The sequence below is a fragment of the Thermococcus sp. genome (genome assembly GCF_015523185.1).
In the GTDB taxonomy this organism is placed as follows: domain Archaea; phylum Methanobacteriota_B; class Thermococci; order Thermococcales; family Thermococcaceae; genus Thermococcus.
On the sequence record NZ_WAKV01000019.1, the window covers coordinates 1 to 22,159 of the forward strand.

Below are 22,159 nucleotides of genomic sequence, written 5' to 3' on the forward strand. Positions count from 1 at the left end.
CAAAAGGGCAAAGATTAGTCGTGCATTAACAAAAGGCAATTCAAGTTAGGGTTTAACACTAAACGAAACCCTCAATCAGTTTCAACTTTGTTTTTAGCGTCCGAAGGACGCCGTTTTAGAGTGAAACACTCTCCAAGGAGCAAATGAAGCTAAACCCCCTAAAAATCAAACCTTTAGAAAAATGCACGTAATCTTCCGCCAGCGCTTGCGAAGCAAGGGCTGTAATGGTGCGGGGGCCGGGATTTGAACCCGGGAACCCCTGCGGGACGGGACCCTAAATCCCGCGCCTTTGGCCAGGCTCGGCAACCCCCGCGCGGTTTTGAGTTTTCCTCCTCGATTTAAAAAACTTTGGGGGCAAGGCTTATAAGAATGTAAAGGAAGCTTTACGTAAAGGAAACTTTACATGGTGGTGGCGGTGGAAAAGTGGAGACTTGCCGGATACACGATTTCTGCCATAGCGACCACTCTGCTGGCCGTAGCGCTGTGGATAGGGAACGCTCTCATTGCCTTTAGTGTCCTCATAGGGACCATCGGCGCGATTCTTCTCTACTCTGAGTGGCTTAAGAGCCGGGGAGAGGTTCTCAGCGATGAGAGAACGCTCCGCATAGAGGAGGCTGCCTCAAGGAGAACCCTTCAGGTTCTTGTCTTGACTGTGGCTTTTCTCGTGGTGACCCTTGCCTTTCTTTCTGAAAAGAAGCCCTATCTCAGGAGCGCTTACTATCTGGCAACCGGCCTCATGGTTCTCGTCGCCGCCCTGAAACTGAGCCTGAGACACTACTATGAGAGAGTGATGTAACGAAACGAGGTGGTCCCATGAAAAACCGCCTCCGCGAGCTGAGGGAGAAGAAAGGCCTAACGCAGGAGGAGCTCGCCAAAGCCTTGGGCGTTACGAGGCAGACGATTATAGCGATTGAGAAGGGCAAGTACGACCCCTCCCTGAGGCTCGCCTTCAGGATTGCGAGGTTCTTCGGCGTTAAAATCGAGGACGTTTTCATCTACGAGGGTGAGTGAGATGAACTGGAAGAAACCCATGGGTTTGGTCCTGTATCTCCTGGGCATAGGGCTGGGGATTGCTAAGCCATCCGTTGAGCGGCTGGCGTGCATGGCAATTCCAAGCGGAAAGGTTCCCACCCGTGTAAACGTCTCCCTACTGACCGGGGAGCTGGGCCTTATGATGCTCGGCTCACTCCTCATCGGGCTTTCCCACGGCTTCAAAAACACTCACCGGCTCAACGGATGGCTCGCCGTTTCCTCTGGCCTGGGAACGGCAATCATAGCCGGATACGCTGGGATAGAGGGTCTTCTCCTCTTTGGCGTGGTTCTAGCCACTCTCGGCCTCGTTGTCTACAACCTCGGGAGGGTCGCTTATGGGGATAGTTGAAGTAATTAACCTTGAGAAGGACTACGGCAAAATCAAGGCACTCAGGGGAATAAGCTTCTCCATAGGTGAGGGCGAAATATTCGGCCTAATCGGGCCCAACGGTGCCGGGAAGAGCACTACCCTCAAGATTCTTGCAACCCTCCTCAAGCCCACCTCCGGGACTGCAAAGATAGCCGGCTACGACGTGGTTAAAGACCCCGAGAAAGTCCGTGCCCTCATAAGCTACCTCCCCGAGGAGGCCGGTGCCTACAAGAACCTGACGGGGAGGGAGTACCTTGAGTTCATGGCGAGACTTTACGCCAAGAACGAGGAGAAGGCCAGAAAAATGCTGAAACTGGGCATTGAACTTTCCGGCCTGGGGGAGAGGCTCGACGACAAAGTTTCAACGTACTCAAAGGGAATGACGCGCAAGCTGTTGATAGCTAGAGCTCTGATGGTTAAGCCAAAGCTGGCCATACTCGACGAACCCGCGAGCGGACTTGACATAGTGAACGCCTACGAAATCAGGAAGACGATAAGGCGTTTTGCAAGGGAGGAGGGGACGACCTTTCTAATCTCAAGCCACAACATGCTGGAGGTGGAGTTCCTCTGTGATAGGGTGGCGATGATTTCAGGCGGGAGGATAGTTGAAGCTGGAACGCCGGAGGAGCTGAAGGGGAGATACAACGCGGAGAACCTTGAGGAGGTTTTCATGAGGGCCGTCGGGGTTTCCATTCCGGAACCCGTTGGAGGTGAGGGCTCATGAGCGATTTTCTCGTTCTGGCCAAAAAGGAAGTCAAGAACCTGATGAGGGATAAGAAGCTCATTTTTGGCCTTATAATCGTCCCGCTGATTGTTTATCCGGCACTCGGAAAGATGATGCAGTTTGGATTTGAGAGCGCAACTAAAGAGACCCACGTGGCAATTGTGAACTTCGACGACGGAAAGTACGGGGAGTTGCTGATAAGGGCCCTTAACGTCACGCCGAGCGTGTCGGTTACACTGATAGAGGCCAACTCCATGGATGAAGCGCTCAAAAAAGCCCTCGAAGAAAACCAGAACGTGTTAGTTGTGATTCCCCATAACTTCAGCGAGAGCATAGAGGAGAACAAGGTTGCCACCCTCCAAATATACGGAGTCTTTAAAGGTATCGGCTCTGGAATGAAGGAGAGCGTGAGCGAGGGCAGAATTAACGCCGTAATAAACGTCCTTTCGGAGGAGATAGCGAAGCTCAAAGTTCAGGAACTCGGGGCTAAAAATCCCGACGCGATTCTACACCCGATAAGGGTGGAGAGCAGGTCCTATCTCCTCGGTAGAATCGTGAACGTTCCTCCAACAGTTGTTTCCCAGGTTCTGGCCTCTCAGGCCTACGGATTGCCTCTCATTGTCTTTCTAATGGTCATGATAACCTCCCAGATGTCTGCAGGGGCCGTGGCGAGCGAAAAGGAGAACAAGACTCTGGAAACCCTTCTGACGCTCCCGGTGAAGAGAACGACGATAGTCGCATCAAAGATAACAGGAACTGCCGTTATGGGAATGATTGCGGCTCTTGCCTACATGATTGGCCTTAAGCAGTACATGGCTGGCTTTGGGACTGAAACAGGCGTCTCACTAAGCGAGCTCGGCCTCTCAATAACTCCCTTTGGAACGCTCCTCTTCGGTGTCGTGGTGTTCCTGACGATAGCCTTTTCCCTGAGCCTGGCGATGCTTCTAGCTGTTTTCGCGGAGGACGTGCAGAGCGCAAACACCATCGTCAGCTCGGTTATACTACCGCTAGCTTTTCCGTCCTTCATCCTGATGTTCGTGGACCTCAACGCGCTTCCAGCCGTTGGAAAGTATCTGCTCCTCTCAAGTCCCTTCGCCCATCCAATCGTTGACTACCGCTACCTTATAGCGAAGGATTACACGGCACTTGGAATGAGCATACTCTACCTGACGGTCGTAGCGGGGGCTACCCTTTACGTAACCGCGAGGGTCTTCGCAAGCGAGAAAATCCTGACGGCAAGGATAAGCTGGGGACGAAAAAGGAAACCGGAATAACACCTAATCTCTTTTTATTCTATTGGCACGCCGTCCTTCGTCCTCGGGGCAAGCCACTTCATGAGTTTCTTTGGATTTTTTGTTCTGATGATTATCGTTATCGGCCCGAGCGGACTCTCCTCGTTGAAGTTGACGACGCCGGCGTAGGCGGCCTGCTTGTTAACCTTGACGATTATCTCCTCCCCGAAGTAGCCCTCCTCAAGAAAACTCCTCGCTGTATCGAGTATCGCCTGTCCGCGGAAGAGTTCGTAGAGTCTGCTTAGGGCCTTTTTGCTCCTCGTTCGTCCTGTCAGGATAACGTGTTCATCCCTTTCGAACGTTTCAAACTCAAGGTCCGGAACGAGGTTCAGCATGGCCCTCTTGACTTTCTCGATGTCCTCCGTGGGATAAACGTACGCCTCGAGCTCAACCTCTTCAAAGAGCTCCTCCATCTCACTCACCGGTTTAAGCTCTGAAGAAGGCTTATAAACCCAACCACCAAATTTATTAGGGTGGCCTAATGATGTTAGAAAACTTCATCCAGAACCTTGCGGATTGGATGCTCTCGGTTTCAAACGGTGAGATAATGTGGGTGGCCTTTTACGCCGGTCTATTCGTTGCGATAATGACATCACTCGGTGCAATGGTTGCAATCTTTGCCAGAAGGATACCCGAGGAGGGAGTTGACTTCTCCCTGAGCTTTGCCGCTGGAGTAATGATAGTCGCTTCCTTCACCTCCTTAATTCTCCCCGCGATAGAGAGCACTGACTCTTTTGCCCCCGCTGGAATTGGGATAGCCCTTGGGGTTCTCCTCATCTATGCAATAGACCGGCTCCTACCACACGAGCACCTCGTTAAAGGCTACGAGGGCCCAAAATCCATGAAAAACCGCCTCAGGAAAGTCTGGCTTTTGGTGATAGCGGTCATAATCCACAATCTGCCCGAGGGTATGGCAGTTGGAACGTCGCTCGTCTACAACCTTGAAGTCGGCCTCGTTACGGCGATAGCCATAGGAATACAAGACTTTCCGGAGGGAACAGTTGTCTCCCTTCCGCTCGCCACACTCCAGAAGAAACGCCTCCAACCAATTCTGATGGGAATCCTCAGCGGTTTTGCGGAAATGGCTATGGTTCTGCTCGGTGCCTACTTTTTCACGCTCTTCAGCTGGCTCCTGCCTTACGGCCTTGGAATGGCCGGCGGGGCGATGCTCTACGTCACGGTGAAGGAGATGATTCCAGAGATATACGAAAGTGAGAAGAATGAGACCTTGGTCACACTGGGCTTTTTCGCGGGCTTCTACGTTATGCTTCTCCTCGACTCAATGCTAGGATAACCTCGACGAGTTCCCTGACTTTTTTCTCATAATCCTCCTTGCCCCCATCGTTAACGAGCATGTAGTCAGCCATCGCTATAACGCCACCGATTCCAAAGCGAAGCTCTTTCCAGTCCCTCTCCTCAAAGTCCTCCCACGTTTTGGGGTCATCGTGCCTTCCGCGGGCTTTAAGCCTTTCGAAGCGAAGCTTTGGCGGGGTGTGGACGGCCACTATGACGATGTCCTCATCCGGAAAGGCTCCTCTAAACGTTCCCACCTCGTCCAGGGAACGAACCCCATCAATAACGACGATTGGACTTTTTTTCAGGAGCTCTTCCACCTTCCTAACGGCGAGCTTAGCCACGGCATTCTGGCCTAGCTCCTGCCTCAGCCTTATGCTCACCTTGGCAACGTTCTCCTTGGTAAGCTTAAGGCCCCGCTTTATAGTCTCCTCGCGCACGATATCGCCGAGAGAAACGTTTGGAAAACCTCTCTTCTCAAACTCTTTCACGATTTTGCTCTTTCCAGAACCTGGCATTCCTGTCACTATTACAATCATCGAGCCCACCCCGAGTAGCGGGGAGGAGCTTTAAAAAAGTTAAGGTTCAATTAGGGTAGCAAAACTTTTTAAGGTTTGTCACAAGAACGATATTGGTGAGAACGATGAACGTGAGCTGGTTCATTATCGGACTCATAGTTACATTCCTCGTAAATATTCCGTTCGGGTTTTGGAGGGCACATGCAAAGAGAACGGGCAACAAACTCGAATGGGCTTTGGCCGTTCACCTTCCGGTTCCCCTCGTAGTGCTTATGAGACACTTAGCTGGACTCAGCTGGAACGCCTCGGGAGTTCCCTTTATACTGGCCTTTGTCCTGATGTATTTCCTCGGCCAGAGAACCGGCGGGAGGCTCTACATTAAGGCCCACGAAAACGGCCTCAACCCGGGAAGAAACGTCTTTGTTCTCTGGACGGGGGGAGAAGGAGAGGCTATCTGAGGAAGTCCTCAAGGGTTCCCTTCCGCTTTGGCTTTTCGTTGGTTACCCTTTTCTCAATCCCGAGGTATCTGTATATTCCGTCGAGGATTTTAGCTCCGATTCCCTCAACGGCGAGAAGCTCCGCTGGTTTCGCGTTGGCTATTTCCTCAACTCTCCTGAAGCCGGCGTTGTAAAGTGCTCTAGCCCTCTTCCTTCCGATGTTCGGAAGTTTAACCAGCTCAAGGAGCTCCTCGCGAACGCCGTGTCTGAGCCTTAGGTGCAGGTCCCTAAGGTATTGGAGGACATCCTCTCTTGGTTCAAAGAGCTTGTAGAGCTCTATGAGAGAATACATCAACCAGTCGGCCAGCTCCAGGAGTCTGTAGAGGTCGCCCGGGTCTATCGCGTAGGTCTCATAAATTCTCGTCTCAGGAACCTCGTTTATCCAGTCGAGGAGGACTTTAGCTGTCTTTATCTGGCTCAGGAAACCCTGGAAGCGGGAATCCTCATAGTAGGGTATGCTCGAGTAGAGCTCCCCCTCAAGCTCGTATGCCAGGTCGAGGTAGTCCTCCATTTCACGCCTTCTGGCTGTTAAAGTCGCCATGTCTGGAGTTGAGGCGATGAGCTGGAAGATTCCAAAGGGGTTCGGGTTTTTCTCAAGTTTCGGGAAGGCGTCCTTGAACTTTTTAGCCGTGAGGGGGTCTATGTAGAGCTGGGACGTCCTCTTGCCGAAGGGCAGGGGCATAAACTTCTCCTCAAGGTCCAAGTCGATGAACTCGTTCTCAATTAGGAAGTAAACAACGTTCTTGGCCTTGTATTCCAGGGAACTCAAATCCTTTCTCTGGTGGGCGTAAAAGGTTTTTTCGAGGAATCGAACCAGCTCTCCGAAGTTCTCCACTCCAAAGTTCGTGATTAGGGCCAAAATCTGGCTTCTGAAGGCCTGCTCGTTGGCGAGCATTGAGAACAGCTTCTCCGGCTTCCCCCGTATGTAGCGCTCCATCAGCTTGCCGGGTTCGTCAGTTCTCGCTATTATTATTGCCTCTCCAACCCTGTCGTACTTCGGCCTTCCGGCACGACCCATCATCTGCTGTATCTCAAGGACTGGAATGTCCGTCCAGCCAAAGCCCGCGTATCTTTTAGTGTCACGGATTATTACTCTAAATGAGGGAAGATTTACTCCAGCTGATAGTGTCGGCGTCGCCGTTATGACCTTAATCAGCCCCTCCCTGAAGGCATCTTCTATCAAAGTCCTCTCGGCTCTGCTTAGTCCGGCATGGTGGAAAGCAACACCGCCTTTAAGAGCCCTCTTTAACTTCTCGCTCGTGGGGTTGTCCTCAAGCTGGGAAGTCAAACTCTCAAGGGCCCTTTTTTCTGGTTTGGTGAGGTGACTTGATACCAGCCTTGAGAGGGCTATCGCTTCCTTCTCTGCACTCCTCCTTGTGTTTACGAAGACGAGGGCCCCTTTACCCCTCTTTACGGCATCGACAACGAGTGAATACCAGTTCTCGGGGTAAGTCTCTACCTTACCGTCCTCCCAGATGAGTGTTCCCGTATGGAAAACCCCTCTCTTTAGCTCAACGGGGCGCCAGTCACTAACTACAAGTTCTGCATCAAGCCATTCCGCCAGCTCCTCAGCGTTTCCGACGGTGGCACTCAGGGCCAAAATTTGAGCCCTCCCGAGCATGTGCGTTAGAATCATCTCCAGCGTCGCTCCCCTGTCGTACGAACCGATAAGGTGAACCTCGTCGGCAACCACTAGTTTTACATCGTCAATCCATCTGGCGTTATGCCTCAGGAGGGAGTCGAACTTCTCGGCGGTAGCAACTATTATGTCATATTTTCCAAGCCATTCGTCCGTTGAGTCGTAGTCGCCGGTTGTCGCGGCAATTTTAAGGCCGAGTTTTTCCCACTCCTTGAACTCGCGGTATTTCTCCTCGGCCAGGGCCTTCAGCGGAACGAGGTAAACCGCTTTGCCCCCCTCCCTGAGGAGCCTGTTCACCATGACTATCTCGCTCACAAGGGTCTTCCCGCTGGCGGTGGGAATTGCAAGGACCAGGTTTCTGCCCTTTAAAACACCGCTCTTTAAAGCCTCAGCTTGCGGTGGATAGAGTTTCTTTATGCCCCTGCCTTTGATGATGCCCTTTATCCTCTCGTCCACTGGGAGTTTCTCAACCTTCATCTCAACCGCAAGCCTTATTGAGGAGGTAGTTAAATAGGTTTGGGATGGCCATGAACGTTCCATACGTTCTCTTTGAAGTAAGAAGAGACGGGAAAAAGAGGGGAACCTTTGCGATTGACACTTACTTCATCGAGTTCGTCTCCCTTGAGCCCAGGAAAGTTGTTATGATAAAAGATACCTCGGCGGTAGTCCTGAGTGAAAAGGCCAACGATGCGCTCCCTAAGCTTCTGGAAAAACCCGTTGGAGAACTCCTGAAGGGGCTTTACCGAGAACTCTTAGAAAACTCAAAGGAAGTTAGGGAAAAGAGGATAACCCACATGAGGCGCTGGAACGTCTGGAGAATACTTGGAATCCCAACAGGACACAGCAGACACGTTGCAATAGACGAGGAGCTATCGAAGGTTGAGAGGGAGTATTCGCTTGCCCTTGCGTTGCTGGAGAGAATATTGGACATTAAAGATGAAGACGAACTTGGAGGTGTTGAAATTACGGAACTGGGAGTTCTTTACAGGAAGCTCTGGCTCGGCGATAGACAGGTTCTCGGAGAGGATGGAGTTGACAAGGTCTACACCAACCTCCTCAAAATCGACCCGGCTTTCAGGACGGCATTTTTCTCCGCGCTTTTTAAAAACGTTGGAGTAACGAAGGAAATAAAGAAAAGGGCTCAGGACTTTGCGTAGAGCCAGCAGGCTACGTAGTGGTCCTTCTCGACTTCGACGAGAGGGGGTTCTTTCTTGTCACAGAGTCCTTCCTTGGCCAGGGGGCACCTGGGGTGGAAGCGACAGCCCTTCGGTGGGTTGATTGGACTCGGAGGTTCGCCCTTGATTTCCATTTTCTTCTTTTTCTTTGCGAGTTCTGGGTCAGGGATTGGTATGGCTGAGAGGAGCATCTGGGTATATGGATGTAGTGGGTTCTCAAAGATTCTCTCGGCTGGCCCTAACTCCACGAGCTTTCCGAGGTACATCACTCCCATGCGGTGGCTCATATATTTGACAACGCCGAGGTCATGGCTTATGAATAGATACGAAAAGCCATGCTTCTTCTGGAGCTCTTTGAGGGTGTTTAAAATGTTAGCCTGAACTGAAACGTCGAGGGCAGAGGTTGGTTCGTCAAGGACGACGAAGTCGGGCTGAAGTGCGAGTATTTTGGCCAATGCAATCCTCTGCCTCTGTCCTCCGGAGAACTCGTGGGGATAGCGGTAGAGGTGCATCTCGTTAAGACCGACGCTCTCCAACAGCCGTATAACGAACTCCTCTGGGTCATCAACTTCGATACCGTGGAACTTGACTGGCTCCATTATAATGTTGAAAACGGTCTGTCTCGGGTTAAGGGAGGAATATGGGTCCTGAAACATTATCTGGGCGTGTCGCCTGAACCATAGGAGTTCCTTCCCCTTTAGCTCGGTCACGTCCTTTCCCATAAAGGTAATCTTGCCCTCAGTCGGTTCGATGAGCCTTAGTATTGTTCTTCCCGTGGTTGTCTTCCCGCAACCGCTTTCCCCAACTAGTCCAAAGGTTTCGCCTGGCATTATCTCGAAGCTGACCCCATCAACGGCTTTAACCCACGCAACAGTTCTCAGGAGGCTTCTAACGGGGAAATACTTTTTGAGGTTTTCAACCTTGAGCACTGGTTCCATCGTCACCACCTCAGTACCTGTGGCAGGCCACAAAATGGCCCGGTTCTATCTCCTTGAGTTTGGGCTCCTCTTTTCTGCAACGCTCTTCCGCCAGGGGGCACCTGGGGTGGAAGCGACAGCCCTTCGGTGGAGTTATAAGGTTCGGGACTGTTCCGGGAATGCTCTCGAGCTTTTCTATCCTCTTTAGGGGGTTTGGAACCGCCCTGAGAAGTGCAATAGTGTACGGATGTAGGGGGTTGTGGAATATCTGGTCAACACTGCCTATCTCAACGACTTTTCCTGCATACATAACAACAACGCGCTGGGCCGTTTCTGCAACCACACCCAGATTGTGGGTTATAAGGAGAACTGTCGCGTTGTACTTTTTCTTAAGCTCGTTGAGAAGCTCGAGTATCTGGGCCTGAACGGTAACGTCGAGCGCGGTTGTGGGTTCGTCAGCTATGAGCAATCTTGGGTTGTTGGCTATCCCAATTCCAATCACAACCCTCTGCTTCATACCTCCAGAAAGCTCGTGTGGGTAGTTCTTCACCCTGTTTTCGGGGTCGGGGATGAGAACTTCCCTAAGAATGTTTACGGCCTTCGCTATACCTTCTTTTATGTTCCTGACCTTGCCGTGAACTTCCATGGCCTCACCTATCTGATAACCAACGGTGTATAGGGGGTCGAGGGAAGAATGTGGGTCTTGGAAGATATATGCTATCTCGTTACCCCTGATTTCCCTTATCTCCTCTTCGCTGAGCTTGAGCAAATCTATCTTTGAACCGTCATCCCGGTGGTAAATCACCTGACCGTTCACTATCCTACCGGGGCTCTCGATGAGCTTGGTTATCGCCCTTGAGGTGACACTTTTTCCACAGCCGGTCTCACCGACGAGGGCCAGCGTTTCGCCACGGTAGATGTCAAAGGACACGTTCTCTATCGCCTTGACAACACCTGCATAGGTGTAGAAGTAAACGCTGAGGTTTTTGATTTCTATGATGGGCTCAGGCATTCTCTTCACCCCCACCGGACTTCTTCTTGAGTTTGAACTCAAGGCTTCTCCTTGTCCTCGGGTCAAGGACGTCTCTCAAACCATCACCGAGGAGGTTCCAACCGAGAACGACGGTGACTATGACCAGTCCCGGAAATGCAACCAGCCACCAAGCTTGCGGGAACTGCTGTGAACCCTGGTTGATGAGGTTACCCCAGTCCGGTATTGGCGGAACTGCACCGAGTCCAAGGAAGCTCAGGCCAGCCTCAGTAAGGATTATTCCGCCAAAATCCATCGTAATCATGACCAAAATCGGGCCTATGATGTTGGGAAGTATGTGCCTGAAGAGTATCGTTCTGGTTGGTAGGCCTATCGCACGAGCCGCCTCGACGTATAGGTTTTCCTTCTCAGTCAACGTTGAACCACGCGTTACCCTTGCATAACCGGGCCACCAGACTATAACTAGAGCGACGAAAACTGCCAAGAGCTTTCCAAGGTTGTTGACGTCCCTCGGGTGCAATGCGAAGAGCTTTAAAACGAACGTCTGGGCCCATGTGTGCGCATTCAGGAAGTTCTGAATCCTGCTCGGGAGTACTGCTGAGAGGGCAATGGCAAGTATAAGCCCTGGGAATGCCAGAAACATGTCCGTGATACGCATTATCGTCTCGTCAACCTTTCCCCCGTAGTAGCCGGAAATCAGTCCGAGAATTATTCCTATTGTCGGGCCTATGAGGATGATAAATATGTCCAGCACCAGTGCCGTTCTGGCTCCCGCGAGAAGAAGACTCAACACGTCCCTTCCATAGGTGTCTGAACCGAGGGGATAGTGGATGTATGTTGTGTAGTGGATTATGTACCCGTTTTTGAGCTCCGTAACGTTGAGGAAGTAAGTCGAGCCCGGTGGTGCAAGCTGGGTTGAGTAGTTGTAGTTTACCGGGAAGAAGTCATACGACCAGGGAGCCAGGTACGGTCCAAAGATGCCAATGAAGATGTAAATGATGACTATGAAAAGCCCTAGCAACGTTGGAGGAGACCGATTTATGGCGTATGCCATTAGCTTCCATTCTTTAATTCTCGACTGGTTCCTTCTCTTCCAGTCCTTTTTGAAGAGGCTTATAAAGGATGCAAGGCCATCTATGAGCCTGTCGCTGATTCTATCCAGTATGCTCATCTCGTACTCTTCCTTTGGTTCGTACTCCCCCTGTTCGGCCATGCCCACCACCCTCAGAACCTAACCCTCGGGTCGATTATCGCGTAGAGTATGTCAGCTATCAGGTTTGCCGTGACGAAGACTATCGCATAGAGGAACGTGACACCTATCAAAGCCGGGAAGTCCAGATACATTATTGCCTGGAGTGCGTAGCGACCTATTCCTGGGAGGTTGAAAACGGTCTCCGTAATCGGTGTTCCAGCCAGAAGCCCACCGAACTGGAGGGCCAGTATGGTTATCACAGGGACTAGAGCATTCTTAAGGACGTGCCTGTAAAGCCTTCCCTTGGGGACTCCCTTGGCCTTGAGGAATAGCGTGCTGTCCCTACTGTATGCCTCAAGGAAGGAGTTCCTGGTGAACCTCATTAGAACACCAGCTGCCGCTATTCCAAGGGTAAAGCCCGGGAGCCAGAAACGTTTTACCTGCTGAACGAAGTTGCTCCAGTTGAGGGTTAGGATGTCGTCTATCACAGGGATATGGGTTATCTTATGTGGTGGTCCCGGAGGTATTCCTGCGAGTGTTGTCGCGTTCCAGTGGATAAAGAAGAGCCATATAAACAGGTAAGCTATGACGTAAATCGGAGTTGATATGAAAACCAAGGCTATTATTCTGAGCACCATGTCCACTGTGCTGTTCCTCTTGAGAGCTGAGATTATTCCAAGTGGCAATCCCATAAGTACAACAAAGAAGAATGCAAACAATGCCAGTTGAAAAGTCACAACGAACCTGTTCCCTATGTTGTCAAAGACGGGCTCCTGATTTAATGGGTCAAGGAGAGAGTTCGTAAAGAGGCCCTTCACAAGAAAGATGTACTGGTCGTACCACGGCTGGTCAAGATGGTACTCCTTCTTAATCATTTCAATCGCGGCTTGGGAAGCCTTTTCACCCCCCGCCCAGGCACGGACTGGATTGGCGGGAATCACGTAGGCTATAACGAAAACAATGAGCGTAACTCCAATGAGAGTTGGGATAAATGTCAGCGCCCTTCTCACCAGGAATTTTCCAAGCCCTGCCACGTCGTTTCCCTCCCTGCCGTTGAGAACCAAAAGAGGAGCAAAAGAAAAGAAAGGGTTCACCCTTCAATAACCTCGTAGTTGAGGCTGTCGAAAACAACAGCACTCTGGAGGAACGGACCAACGTAGTCATCGGGGTCAAGGAAGTCGGGTGCCCATCCAACGATGTAGACGTCAAAGTCTCCGCTGGCTGTCTTGCTCAGGAGTGTCGGCCACGAGAGAGGCGTAACTGAAATCTTGAAACCAAGCTGTCCCCACGTGTTCTGGAGGAGCGTTGCTATCTTTTCACGCTGGGTGTTTCCGGTGTTGTAATAAATAGTTATGGTGTAATCGCTTGGGTTTATGCCGGACTCCCTGATAAGCTGGAGTGCCTTTGCGATGTTGTACTTGTACTTGATGACACAGCACTCGGTGTAGCCGAGCCATCCAATTGGAATCGGGCCGTAGTTCGGCACCATGTAACCCTTGTAAACCGCCTGGTAAATCTGCTCGTAGGGTGTTGCCCATGCAAGGGCCTCCCTCACTTTGACGTTATCGAAGGGCTTCTTCGCGGCGTTGAGAACTATGAACACCATATCAGGTGTGACAAAGGAGTCAATCTTTGACTCAAAGTTGTCGAGCTTGAGGTTCTTGACTGCATCAAGCCTGTCAACTGGAACCGCCGCTATATCCGCAACACCCTTCTGGAAGAGGCTTATGCGCGTTGTTGCATCGTCCGAGAGGACGTATATGACACGCTTGGTCGTGACGTAGTTCGGATACTTCTCTTCCAGCTTGCTCCAGACACTGGAGTTCCAGTAGTAGGGGTTCCTCTCGAGGATTATGTAGCTGTTCTGCTTGGCGTCTTTAATGTAGAACGGCCCGGTGAACACTCCAATGTAGTTGTCCTGGAGCATTTGGTGTATTGGGTCCTTTGAACCCGGCTGGACGTATTTGGCCCATTCCCATGGTTTCCTGCCCCAGTCAGAAGCCTTCATGGCCTCTTCGTACTTGTCTCCGAGCATGTATTTCGCGGGGATGACCATCAGGTATGGGTCTGCAAGAACACTCAGTATTCCACCGTATGGGTGCGGAAGAACGAGCTTGTACACTCCAGCAGTTGGTCCGCTGTAGCCGAAGAACTGGAGGAGCTCGTTGAGGCTCTTAACTTCCTTTGTCTTGCCGTTGAAGTCGGCTATTATTCCACCGTTCTGGAGAACCTTTTCAAACTCATTATCGCTCATTGCATAGCTCTTGTTAAGGTCAGTGTAGGTTGCCAGCATCCAGTTTACGGAGTAACCTGCCCTGAGAACGCGCCAGAACTCAAATTCAACGTCCGTAGCGTTAATCGGATAGAGCTTGCCAGTCTTGGGGTCGTAGGCCTTAACCCCACCCCTTATAACAAAATACCAGACGGTTCCGTCTTTGTTGTGAGCCCACGCAACAGCCAAGTCGGGTGAAACCTTCTTGGTCTCGTTCTCCCAGTATGTAACGAGGGTATCACCAACGTTGTGGTAGAGGGCCCATCCAAAGGTCTCGTAGTCAAATGCCGGGTCAAAGGAGCTCGGCCATCCTATGGTTGTTTCGACGATTGTTCCGGGCTCGTTCTTATAGTTGCCTATTCCAATGCTGACCGTCGGTGCGTTCTTGTCCTCCAAAACGAGATCCCAGCGCGGTGCAAGAACGGGGTTGTAGTACCAGTTGTGAACCCAGTTCCAGTAGACGCGGGTGGCTTTTGTATCACCGAGGATTATCTCGGGAACCTCCTTGTTGGCGAGGATATAGAGGGCATTATATATTGCCTCCCTAATGTTGGGGTCAGTCACTTTCCTGCCGAGCTGGATTAAAGCGTCCATCCTTGGGTCACGGAGGAAAGCGGGGTTTATTTGACCGAAGCCCTGCTGGTTCTTCATGAGCTCCTCTATGCTGGGAGTCTTCTTCTCATCGACCTTGTAAGAGACCACTATGACCGGCTTGTTGGGAAGGTTCGAAACTTTGGCCCCCTTTCCCTCGGGCCCAACGACGACGACGTACTTCGGAGTTTCTATAACAGTTGCATTGGATAGGTGCTCCTCAATGTATGTTACTGCTTTGGACGACTGTACGGTTGTTGAAGAACTTGATGTCGTTTGAGTGGACGATGCCTGAGAGGTGGAAGTAGAACCTCCCGCGGGGCTTATTGTGGTGGTCGTGGCATTACTTCCTCCTCCAATACAGCCGCTGGCAACCACTGAAAACGCTACAACAAAAACCAGCAGAAGTGTTACTGCCACTTTTCCCTTCATAAACGTCCACCTCTGTTGAGTGGAGCACTTAGTCCTAACTTTAAACACCGTATAAATTTTTCGACATCCTGTTTGTATGGATGATGAACATCTAGCAACACCAATAACTGATATTGTCGAAATGGCCAAACTACGAAAAGCTTAAATGAGCGGAGCTCCAACTAAAGGGCGAAGAGAATTTCGGCGGTGATGCCAATGGTTAGGTCGTATGTTTTGTTGACTGTAGAAATCGGAAAAGTTGAGAGCGTTATCGAGGCTCTCAAGCAGATACCGGGCGTTACAAAGGCAGATGCCGTCACCGGCCCCTACGATGCCATCGTCCACATCGAGGCTAAAGACCTCGGAGAGCTCACCAGGAGAATCCTCCACGACATACATAACATAGACGGCGTTATAGACACTACCACCGCGATAGTAGTTGAAATGGAAGAGGAGTAATCATTTTCTCTTCCTCTTAGCTTTGCCCTTCCCGGACTTTGCCCTTGAACGGAGTTCCCTAATCTTCTCTGCAATCATTTTGAGGCTCTTACCCTTTCCGTGGGGGCTCTCAATCCTGAGGAAGCCGTAGGTTCTAAGCTCCTCGTCGAGGCCTGAAAGTCTCGGGTTAAGCTTGCTGTGGTCCTTCTCCACAACCTTCATTCCGAGAATCACAGCGGCATCTTCAATCTCAGAAAGCTTTGGAGCGTTGACCGCGACGTTCTTGGGGACAATCCTCCCGTACTTCCTGCTCAGTCTTGAGTCGAGCTCGCTGGGCCACACGGCAAACTTCATACTCTCACCCAACAAGCTTTAAAAGATAGACCGTTAAAAACCCTTTTGGTGAAGGTCATGGTCGTTAAAAACCTTGAAAAGGACGTGCTTGGCCTCATAACTCCCGGAGACATTGTTTTAATCGAGTATCACTCGCGAGAACCCATAGAGAACGTTGCGTGGGGAGAGCTGTTGCCGGCCGTAAGCGACGATGGGATAGTGGTTGTTGACTTCTTTGGAATGGGCGAGATTCTCCTCAGAAAGTTCATGAGGCGGGGTGACGTTGATTACTCCCGGGTTCTGGAGCTCCTGAAGGAGCTGAAGGTAGTTAGAGTCGGCCCCGGAACGGTGACCTACGGCGATATTCTAGAGGACATCGTCCCGAGCTACGACCCCCACACCTTCCTGAGGAGCTACCACTCGATTATGAGCAAGATATCTAGACTCCCAAAGAAGCCCAGATACCTTGTGACCTTTGGACTGGCCAACTACATACATTTCAACCCCGAAAACGCTATAAAGTCAATCCTCACGGCAGTCAGCACGATTCCAGCTGAGGATTTGATAGTGATAAACTTCGTGAACTCCGACGTCATAAAGCGCTCTCACCTGGCTATGCTGGAGGAGCTTAGCACTGCCATAGTAGAGGTCTTGGAGGGAACTCTACGGGTTTACAGGGACGGTGGGGCCGGTGATTGAGAGGGGGGGCAGAGTTCTTCTCGTGGACAGGCGCGGAAAGCGCTACCTCGTGAAGGTTGAGGAACGCGAGTTCCACACCGATTTAGGAATACTCAACCTGGGTGAGCTCATAGGAAAGCCCTATGGAACTAGAATAGAGAGCCACAAGGGGGAAACATTCGTAGCGCTAAAGCCGGACGTCAAAGACATAATAGCAAAGATGAAGCGTGGACCGCAGATAGTCCACCCAAAGGACGCTGGAGTAATCATAGCCTACGCCGGAATCTCGCCTGGGGATACTGTCATAGAGGCTGGCGCCGGAAGCGGGGCCCTAACGATTTTTCTCGCCAACGCTGTAGGGCCGACTGGGAAGGTGGTAAGCTACGAAGTGAGGGAGGACTTCTACGAGATAGCGAAGAAGAACATAGAGCTCGCCGGTTTCTCTGACAGAGTTATTCTAAAAAACAAGAGCATCTACGATGGGATAGATGAAGAAAGGGCAGACCACATCGTCCTCGACCTTCCCCAGCCCGAGAACGTTCTTCCGCACGCGGTTGACGTTTTAAGGCCCGGGGGTTACTTCGTGGCCTATACGCCATGCATGAACCAGGTCCACCGCTTCTTCAGGGCGCTGGAGGAGTACAGAGAGCACTTCATGAAGCCAAAGGTGGTTGAGGTCCTTGTCAGGGAACAGGAAGTTAAAAGGGACTGCATGAGGCCGAAGACGACCATGCTGGCTCATACGGGTTACATAACGTTTCTCAGGAAGCTGTGAACGTATCCTCTCTGCTCTCCCCTTTCTCCTCGAAGATTAAGTAGGCGATTACCCAGCTGAGAACGATTATTGCGAGCGACTTCAGGAGCGGGTTGCTCCCCAAAACTTCCCTGATGGGTCCAACGGCACCGTAAAGCAGCGGGAGGAACATGCCAAGGGCGGTTGTAATAACTGAGATGTGATAAACTAATCTTTTGCCCTCCATTACCAACACCATATGGGCTTTTCCCCCTGGTTAAAAAGCGTTTCCTCCGGGTTTCAGAATTGTCCATCGAAATCCCTTCGGAGTTTTAAACCTTAGGTTGAGCACAGGTTTATAAACACTGAGGGTTCTGAACATTTAGATGTCCAACTTTGGGCTCATGCACGGAGGTGTTCATCGTGTATCGAATACTTGAGAAGAAGGAAATTGCCCCGAAGCATGTTATGTACAAAATTGAAGCTCCCCACGTGGCTAGAAAGGTTCAGGCAGGCCAGTTCGTCATCGTCAGGGCCTTTCCAAACGGTGAAAGGATTCCCCTCACACCAGTTATGTGGGACAGGGACGAGGGCTGGATTGTCCTGATAACCTTCGTCCGCGGGAAGACGACGATGAGGATGGCCAACGAGCTCAAGCCCGGGGATTACCTTCTAAACGTTGCCGGTCCGCTTGGGAATCCCGCACCGATAGAGAATTTTGGCAGGGTTCTTACCATTGGCCTAAGTGCCGGTATAGTTGAGGTCTTCCCAATAGCCAAAGCCCTCCAAGAGGCCGGAAACGAGGTGACTGCTCTTCACGTCACGCCATGGCCCATGGTTATTCTCAAGAACGAATTCGAGAAGTCAGTATCGAGGCATCTCGTTGAGGGCTTTGACATACAAGAGGGATGGGGTACAAAGGAGATTGTAAACGAAATAGCCAAGAGGGGAGCAGAGAGGGTTAGGGAACTCCTTAGTAAGGAACACTTTGACTTCATTCTTACCGTTGGCCCTGCAGGTGCGCAGAAAGCTGTTTTCGAGGTCGTTAAAGAATTCGGCGTTCCAATGCACGCTGACCTCCACCCGATTATGGTGGATGGAACGGGCATGTGCGGTTCTTGCCGTGTTACCGTTGGGGGAGAAGTCAAGTTCGCCTGCATTGACGGACCAGGGTTCGATGCATACAAGGTTGATTGGGATGAGCTTATCCATAGGGTTGGCTTCTACACCGATATGGAGAGGCGGGCCCTTGAGGAGTACCTCAAGTCCCTGAGGGGTGAGTGAAATGGCCGTTAAGAGAAAGCTCATCAAGGAGCGCGTTCCCACTCCTGAAAGACCTCCTGAGGAGAGAATACACGACTTCAAAGAGGTCAACCTCGGCTATACCTTCGAGTTAGCTGTTAAGGAAGCCGAGCGCTGTTTGCAGTGTCCAGCTAACTACGCGCCCTGTATCAAGGGCTGTCCCGTTCACATCAACATTCCGGGCTTCATAGGAAAGCTCGTCGAGTACCGCGACGACCCTGACAAAGCTGTAACGGAGGCCCTTCAGGTAATCTGGGCCTGCAACTCCCTTCCAGCTACGACGGGAAGGGTCTGTCCGCAGGAGGACCAGTGTGAGATGAACTGTGTCATGGGCAGAGTGGGTGACAAGATAAACATCGGCAAGCTCGAGAGGTTTGTGGCCGACTACGCCCGTGAGAAGGGTATAGACGAACAGCTCCTCTTCGAGATGGTGCCGAGGATAGAGAAGAAGGGGCAGAAGGTTGCCATCATAGGTGCCGGGCCAGCGGGACTTACCGCCGCTGGCGAACTGGCCAAGCTCGGCTACGACGTTACTATCTACGAGGCCCTCCACGAGCCCGGAGGAGTCCTGATGTACGGCATTCCCGAGTTCAGACTGCCAAAGAGCATAGTTGAAAGCGAGATAGACAAGCTCAGGAAGCTCGGCGTTAAAATACTCACCGACCACATTGTCGGAAAGACCGTAACGATTGAGGAACTCCTCCAGGAGTACGATGCTGTCTTCATAGGCTCCGGTGCTGGAACGCCGAGGCTAATCAACGCACCGGGTATAAACCTCAACGGGATTTACACCGCCAACGAGTTCCTCACAAGGGTCAACCTCATGAAGGCCTACCTGTTCCCGGAGTACGATACCCCAGTTAAGGTCGGAAAGCGCGTTATCGTCATAGGCGCCGGAAACACCGCGATGGACGCAGCGAGAAGTGCCAGGCGCTTTGGGGCGGAGGTAATAATAGCCTACCGCCGCGGCGAGGAGGACGTCTCGGCTAGAGAGGAAGAGGTTGCTCACGCCAAGGAAGAGGGCATAAAGTTTGTCTATTTCGTAAACCCCGTCGAGTTCATAGGCGACGAGAACGGCAACGTTAAGGCTGTGAAGTTCGAGAAGATGATGCCCCTGGAGGAAAGAGACGCAAGAGGAAAAAGGAAGATAAAGGGAACCGGTGAATACGTGACGATTGAGGCCGATACTGTCATTATAGCCATCGGAAAGCACCCGAACAGGCTCATCATTAACACACCAGGCCTTAAAGTCGAGCGCGGAAGGATTGTCGTTGATGAAAACATGATGACCAGCATTCCTGGAGTCTTCGCCGGTGGCGACGCGATAAGGGGAGAGGCAACGGTTATACTTGCTATGGGCGACGGAAGAAAAGCCGCAAAGGCGATACACGAGTACCTCACGAAGAAGAGGGAAGGAAAGGCTAACGCCTGAGGTTTTCATTTTTCCACCAATACTTTCTCCAGAAGTTGGCGCTAGTTTTTTTCAGCCCAATTTCACAATTCAAACGGCAATGACGAACCTCACGGTAGCTGAAGCGTGATGAGGGGTATACTGACTGAGCCGTCAGGTTTTTATCCCTCTTCTAATATCCCTTTTCTAAAAAGAGAGGATGAGCGATGACGACCTCTAGGGTATCTGACAAAATGATGAAAAAATGAAGCCGAGCTCACTCCTCTATCTCTTCAATCTCCTCTAGGATTTCTTCGAACTTTTTGAAGTCCTCTGTCTGTGCCAACAGCGTTATGAAGTCATCTATTTCCTTCTTTTCTAAGAAAGCCCCCGCCAGAAGCTTCCCCGTGTAGCGGTTGTTCTTAATCTCCCAGAACATGTAGAACTCCGGGAAGTTCTCCTTAATCTTCCTGTAGGCAACTCCGTACTTGGAGTCCTTGAGGGGGTTCTGCTCGAGGTAGAAGTGCCCGGGCTCGAGCTCTATCATGTGGAGAATCGCTCCCCTCCTTGTCTTGACGAGCTTTACTTTGACGTCCCACTCTTTGAGAACCTTCATGGCAAAACACCGGGGGAGAATAGGAGAGAAAAGTATTAAAGCCTTGCTCAGAGGCTCTCAAGGTACTTGGCGTAGGCTTCCGCGTCCATGAGTTCTTTGAGTTCCTCCTCAATGTTGCTCGGCTTGAGCTTGGCTATCCAGTGCTCGTAGGGGTCCTCGTTGAGCAACTCGGGGCTATCTTCAAGTTCCTCGTTGACCTCAACTACTTCACCGCTGACCGGAGCGTAGACTTCACTTACGGCCTTAACGCTCTCAAGCTCACAGAGGACGTCGCCCTTGCTAACCTCCTTCCCAACCTCGGGGAGCTCGACATAAGCGAGGTCGCCGAGCTCCTTCTGGGCGTAGTCGCTTATGCCCACCAAAACAGTTCCGTCCTCAAGAACCTGAATCCACTCGTGGTCCTTGGTGTAGTAGAGGCCCTCCTTGACCCTGTATTCACCGACCTCAATCATGAACATCACCGCTCGATGTAACAGGTTTGAGCATTTAAACCTTTCTCGAAATGGAAACGCTTATATCGTGCCGGGCACAGAATTTAGGGGACTCTAAGGCGGGGTGAGGGAATGCAGATAATAGGCTACGTCCTCATAATTATCGCCCTGGGCAGGTTCCTCGCGGAGCTCTTCGAAAGGCTCGGCTACCCGGGAATAGTGGGTGAGATAACAGCGGGTTTAATCCTCGGCTACGTTCTCACCAACGTTCCCGCCGAGGAAATGAACCTTCTCGCGGAGTTTGGAATCTTCTTCCTTATGATTTCTGCTGGGCTTGAGATAACGCCGGAAGAGCTTCATATGGGTGGAAGAAAGGCCCTTCCCGTTTACCTCGCCACGCTGGGGGTTATGCTACTCGTCACCCTGCCCTTTACAGGGTATAGAATTGGAACCGGCAACCTGCTGGCGGCTTCAATACTAGCGGTGGCCAGCGCCCCTATAGTTGTGAAGCTCAAGCGCTTCTTTGGGGATGATTACCTCCACGTGGCACTCTCATACGCGATAATCAGCGAGGTGGCAATACTTATCCTCGTCTACATCCTCGCGAACTTCAAAGGCGCGGAGAGCATGACGAACCTCTTTGTTACAATAGCGAAGCAGGCCCTCTTCATAGGCGGAGTCCTCTACATCAACTACAAGATTGGAATCCAGCACAAGGTCTGGCTCGTAACCCAGCTGAGGAAGCTGAAGAGCGATGAGGCCGTCTTCGGCCTGTTCATGGTCTTCGCAGCAACGCTCGGATTCATAAGCGAGGAAGTTGGAATGCACTTCACAATCGGCGGTTTTCTGGCAGGACTTCTCCTCCACAGCGATTTAGTAGGTACGAAACAGTACGAGAGGCTGGAAACTATACTCAGCGGTGTAACGAGTGGAATATTCGCGCCGATTTTCTTCGCCTGGCGTGGCATGAACTTCAGGGCGGAGATAACCATCATGGTCCTCTACGGGTTCTTCGTTGTATACATTATCCGCTTCCTCCTAACTATAATCCTCGAGTGGGACGGAAAACCAGTAAGCTCCCTCGCGAAGGCCACTGGATTAGTCAGCTTCGGAATCCTTGGACTCCTCGTTGCCGACCTCGGCAACAGCTATGGCGTTCTGACCGGCGAGCTCTATTCGATAACGGCTTTCACCTCCGTCGCGGGAATATTCCTCTCGGCAACCATTGGGAGGATTTTGACGGCAGTGGAAAACTAATGAATTTTGGGCAAGGTTTATAAGCTTGAAGCTAAGCGGTGGTGTGATTGAAGGGCTTTTAGGGTGG

General features: G+C 51.4%; 26 protein-coding genes and 1 tRNA gene. 14 read left to right on the forward strand and 13 right to left on the reverse strand.

Going from position 1 to position 22,159, the window contains the following annotated elements:
- Nucleotides 1-225 precede the first annotated feature (225 nt).
- Nucleotides 226-313, reverse strand: a tRNA-Leu gene (locus F7B33_RS01850).
- 102 nt (nt 314-415) lie between these two features.
- Here F7B33_RS01850 and F7B33_RS01855 point away from each other — a divergent pair.
- From F7B33_RS01855 to F7B33_RS01875, 5 genes are read left to right on the forward strand one after another with little or no spacing between them, the layout of a single operon-like run.
- On the forward strand, nt 416-796 hold the full coding sequence (locus F7B33_RS01855; protein ID WP_297072818.1) for a DUF2178 domain-containing protein: 381 nt from the start codon (nt 416-418) through the stop codon (nt 794-796).
- Between the two features lie 17 nt (nt 797-813).
- Nucleotides 814-1,011: a helix-turn-helix transcriptional regulator gene (locus F7B33_RS01860; protein ID WP_297064780.1), complete on the forward strand. Its 198-nt coding sequence runs from the start codon at nt 814-816 to the stop codon at nt 1,009-1,011.
- 1 nt (nt 1,012) lies between these two features.
- On the forward strand, nt 1,013-1,381 hold the full coding sequence (locus F7B33_RS01865; RefSeq protein ID WP_297072820.1) for a hypothetical protein: 369 nt from the start codon (nt 1,013-1,015) through the stop codon (nt 1,379-1,381).
- Nucleotides 1,368-2,126, forward strand: a complete 759-nt coding sequence (locus F7B33_RS01870) for an ABC transporter ATP-binding protein (RefSeq protein WP_297064774.1) — start codon at nt 1,368-1,370, stop codon at nt 2,124-2,126. Before F7B33_RS01865 ends, F7B33_RS01870 begins: the two co-directional genes overlap by 14 nt.
- The gene (locus F7B33_RS01875; RefSeq protein WP_297064771.1) at nt 2,123-3,400 is read left to right on the forward strand and encodes an ABC transporter permease; all 1,278 of its coding nucleotides are present in this window, start codon (nt 2,123-2,125) and stop codon (nt 3,398-3,400) included. Before F7B33_RS01870 ends, F7B33_RS01875 begins: the two co-directional genes overlap by 4 nt.
- 14 nt (nt 3,401-3,414) lie before the next feature.
- Here F7B33_RS01875 and F7B33_RS01880 read toward each other — a convergent pair whose 3' ends face one another.
- Complete coding sequence (locus F7B33_RS01880) at nt 3,415-3,831, reverse strand: RNA-binding domain-containing protein (protein ID WP_297064788.1); 417 nt, start codon at nt 3,829-3,831, stop codon at nt 3,415-3,417.
- 71 nt (nt 3,832-3,902) lie between these two features.
- Here F7B33_RS01880 and F7B33_RS01885 point away from each other — a divergent pair, with 71 nt between their 5' ends.
- Nucleotides 3,903-4,712 carry a ZIP family metal transporter gene (locus F7B33_RS01885; protein ID WP_297064785.1) on the forward strand — a complete coding sequence of 270 codons (810 nt, stop codon included), beginning with the start codon at nt 3,903-3,905 and terminating at the stop codon, nt 4,710-4,712.
- On the opposite strand, the gene F7B33_RS01890 is transcribed toward F7B33_RS01885, so the two are convergent.
- A complete protein-coding gene (locus F7B33_RS01890; protein ID WP_297072822.1) occupies nt 4,681-5,250 on the reverse strand; it encodes a dephospho-CoA kinase in 570 nt (189 codons plus the stop codon). The two genes, F7B33_RS01885 and F7B33_RS01890, sit on opposite strands and share 32 nt — an antisense overlap.
- A gap of 104 nt (nt 5,251-5,354) precedes the next feature.
- On the opposite strand from F7B33_RS01890, the gene F7B33_RS01895 reads away from it, so the two are divergent.
- On the forward strand, nt 5,355-5,687 hold the full coding sequence (locus F7B33_RS01895; RefSeq protein WP_297064782.1) for a hypothetical protein: 333 nt from the start codon (nt 5,355-5,357) through the stop codon (nt 5,685-5,687).
- Here F7B33_RS01895 and F7B33_RS01900 read toward each other — a convergent pair.
- The gene (locus F7B33_RS01900; RefSeq protein WP_297072824.1) at nt 5,680-7,842 is read right to left on the reverse strand and encodes an ATP-dependent DNA helicase; all 2,163 of its coding nucleotides are present in this window, start codon (nt 7,840-7,842) and stop codon (nt 5,680-5,682) included. The genes F7B33_RS01895 and F7B33_RS01900 overlap by 8 nt on opposite strands.
- Before the next feature lie 44 nt (nt 7,843-7,886).
- Between F7B33_RS01900 and F7B33_RS01905 the strand changes: the two genes are divergently transcribed.
- Nucleotides 7,887-8,522, forward strand: a complete 636-nt coding sequence (locus F7B33_RS01905) for a hypothetical protein (protein WP_297072827.1) — start codon at nt 7,887-7,889, stop codon at nt 8,520-8,522.
- Here F7B33_RS01905 and F7B33_RS01910 read toward each other — a convergent pair.
- From F7B33_RS01910 to F7B33_RS01930, 5 genes are read right to left on the reverse strand one after another with little or no spacing between them, the layout of a single operon-like run.
- A complete protein-coding gene (locus tag F7B33_RS01910; protein ID WP_297066339.1) occupies nt 8,507-9,478 on the reverse strand; it encodes an ABC transporter ATP-binding protein in 972 nt (323 codons plus the stop codon). The two genes, F7B33_RS01905 and F7B33_RS01910, sit on opposite strands and share 16 nt — an antisense overlap.
- Nucleotides 9,479-9,488: 10 nt before the next feature.
- On the reverse strand, nt 9,489-10,469 hold the full coding sequence (locus tag F7B33_RS01915) for an ABC transporter ATP-binding protein (protein ID WP_297066329.1): 981 nt from the start codon (nt 10,467-10,469) through the stop codon (nt 9,489-9,491).
- Nucleotides 10,462-11,661 (reverse strand): ABC transporter permease, encoded by a 1,200-nt coding sequence (locus F7B33_RS01920; RefSeq protein WP_297072864.1) that lies wholly within the window; start codon nt 11,659-11,661, stop codon nt 10,462-10,464. Before F7B33_RS01920 ends, F7B33_RS01915 begins: the two co-directional genes overlap by 8 nt.
- An 11-nt stretch (nt 11,662-11,672) precedes the next feature.
- On the reverse strand, nt 11,673-12,674 hold the full coding sequence (locus F7B33_RS01925; RefSeq protein WP_366927512.1) for an ABC transporter permease: 1,002 nt from the start codon (nt 12,672-12,674) through the stop codon (nt 11,673-11,675).
- A 56-nt stretch (nt 12,675-12,730) separates the two neighbouring features.
- Nucleotides 12,731-14,935 carry an ABC transporter substrate-binding protein gene (locus F7B33_RS01930; protein WP_297066321.1) on the reverse strand — a complete coding sequence of 735 codons (2,205 nt, stop codon included), beginning with the start codon at nt 14,933-14,935 and terminating at the stop codon, nt 12,731-12,733.
- Between the two features lie 195 nt (nt 14,936-15,130).
- Here F7B33_RS01930 and F7B33_RS01935 point away from each other — a divergent pair, with 195 nt between their 5' ends.
- Nucleotides 15,131-15,373 carry an Lrp/AsnC ligand binding domain-containing protein gene (locus F7B33_RS01935; protein WP_042691796.1) on the forward strand — a complete coding sequence of 81 codons (243 nt, stop codon included), beginning with the start codon at nt 15,131-15,133 and terminating at the stop codon, nt 15,371-15,373.
- Here the strand turns inward: F7B33_RS01935 and F7B33_RS01940 are convergent, their stop codons facing one another.
- A complete protein-coding gene (locus F7B33_RS01940) occupies nt 15,374-15,706 on the reverse strand; it encodes a signal recognition particle protein Srp19 (RefSeq protein WP_297066318.1) in 333 nt (110 codons plus the stop codon). It abuts the gene before it with no gap.
- 57 nt (nt 15,707-15,763) lie between these two features.
- Between F7B33_RS01940 and F7B33_RS01945 the strand changes: the two genes are divergently transcribed.
- Together F7B33_RS01945 and F7B33_RS01950 are read left to right on the forward strand one after the other, a co-directional pair.
- Nucleotides 15,764-16,384 (forward strand): DUF257 family protein, encoded by a 621-nt coding sequence (locus F7B33_RS01945; RefSeq protein WP_297072866.1) that lies wholly within the window; start codon nt 15,764-15,766, stop codon nt 16,382-16,384.
- The gene (locus F7B33_RS01950; protein WP_297072831.1) at nt 16,377-17,138 is read left to right on the forward strand and encodes a tRNA (adenine-N1)-methyltransferase; all 762 of its coding nucleotides are present in this window, start codon (nt 16,377-16,379) and stop codon (nt 17,136-17,138) included. The genes F7B33_RS01945 and F7B33_RS01950 overlap by 8 nt, the downstream gene beginning before the upstream one ends.
- Here the strand turns inward: F7B33_RS01950 and F7B33_RS01955 are convergent.
- Complete coding sequence (locus F7B33_RS01955; protein WP_297066313.1) at nt 17,125-17,352, reverse strand: hypothetical protein; 228 nt, start codon at nt 17,350-17,352, stop codon at nt 17,125-17,127. The two genes, F7B33_RS01950 and F7B33_RS01955, sit on opposite strands and share 14 nt — an antisense overlap.
- 167 nt (nt 17,353-17,519) lie before the next feature.
- Between F7B33_RS01955 and F7B33_RS01960 the strand changes: the two genes are divergently transcribed.
- Together F7B33_RS01960 and gltA are read left to right on the forward strand one after the other, a co-directional pair.
- Nucleotides 17,520-18,380, forward strand: a complete 861-nt coding sequence (locus F7B33_RS01960) for a sulfide/dihydroorotate dehydrogenase-like FAD/NAD-binding protein (RefSeq protein WP_297072833.1) — start codon at nt 17,520-17,522, stop codon at nt 18,378-18,380.
- 1 nt (nt 18,381) lies between these two features.
- A complete protein-coding gene (gene gltA, locus F7B33_RS01965; RefSeq protein ID WP_297072835.1) occupies nt 18,382-19,830 on the forward strand; it encodes an NADPH-dependent glutamate synthase in 1,449 nt (482 codons plus the stop codon).
- A gap of 235 nt (nt 19,831-20,065) precedes the next feature.
- Here the strand turns inward: gltA and F7B33_RS01970 are convergent, their stop codons facing one another.
- Both F7B33_RS01970 and gcvH read right to left on the reverse strand, forming a co-directional pair.
- Nucleotides 20,066-20,404: a hypothetical protein gene (locus tag F7B33_RS01970; protein WP_297072837.1), complete on the reverse strand. Its 339-nt coding sequence runs from the start codon at nt 20,402-20,404 to the stop codon at nt 20,066-20,068.
- A 47-nt stretch (nt 20,405-20,451) separates the two neighbouring features.
- Nucleotides 20,452-20,856 carry a glycine cleavage system protein GcvH gene (gene gcvH / locus F7B33_RS01975; RefSeq protein ID WP_297072868.1) on the reverse strand — a complete coding sequence of 135 codons (405 nt, stop codon included), beginning with the start codon at nt 20,854-20,856 and terminating at the stop codon, nt 20,452-20,454.
- Between the two features lie 111 nt (nt 20,857-20,967).
- Between gcvH and F7B33_RS01980 the strand changes: the two genes are divergently transcribed.
- Complete coding sequence (locus tag F7B33_RS01980; RefSeq protein WP_297072839.1) at nt 20,968-22,092, forward strand: cation:proton antiporter; 1,125 nt, start codon at nt 20,968-20,970, stop codon at nt 22,090-22,092.
- Nucleotides 22,093-22,159: the final 67 nt, after the last annotated feature.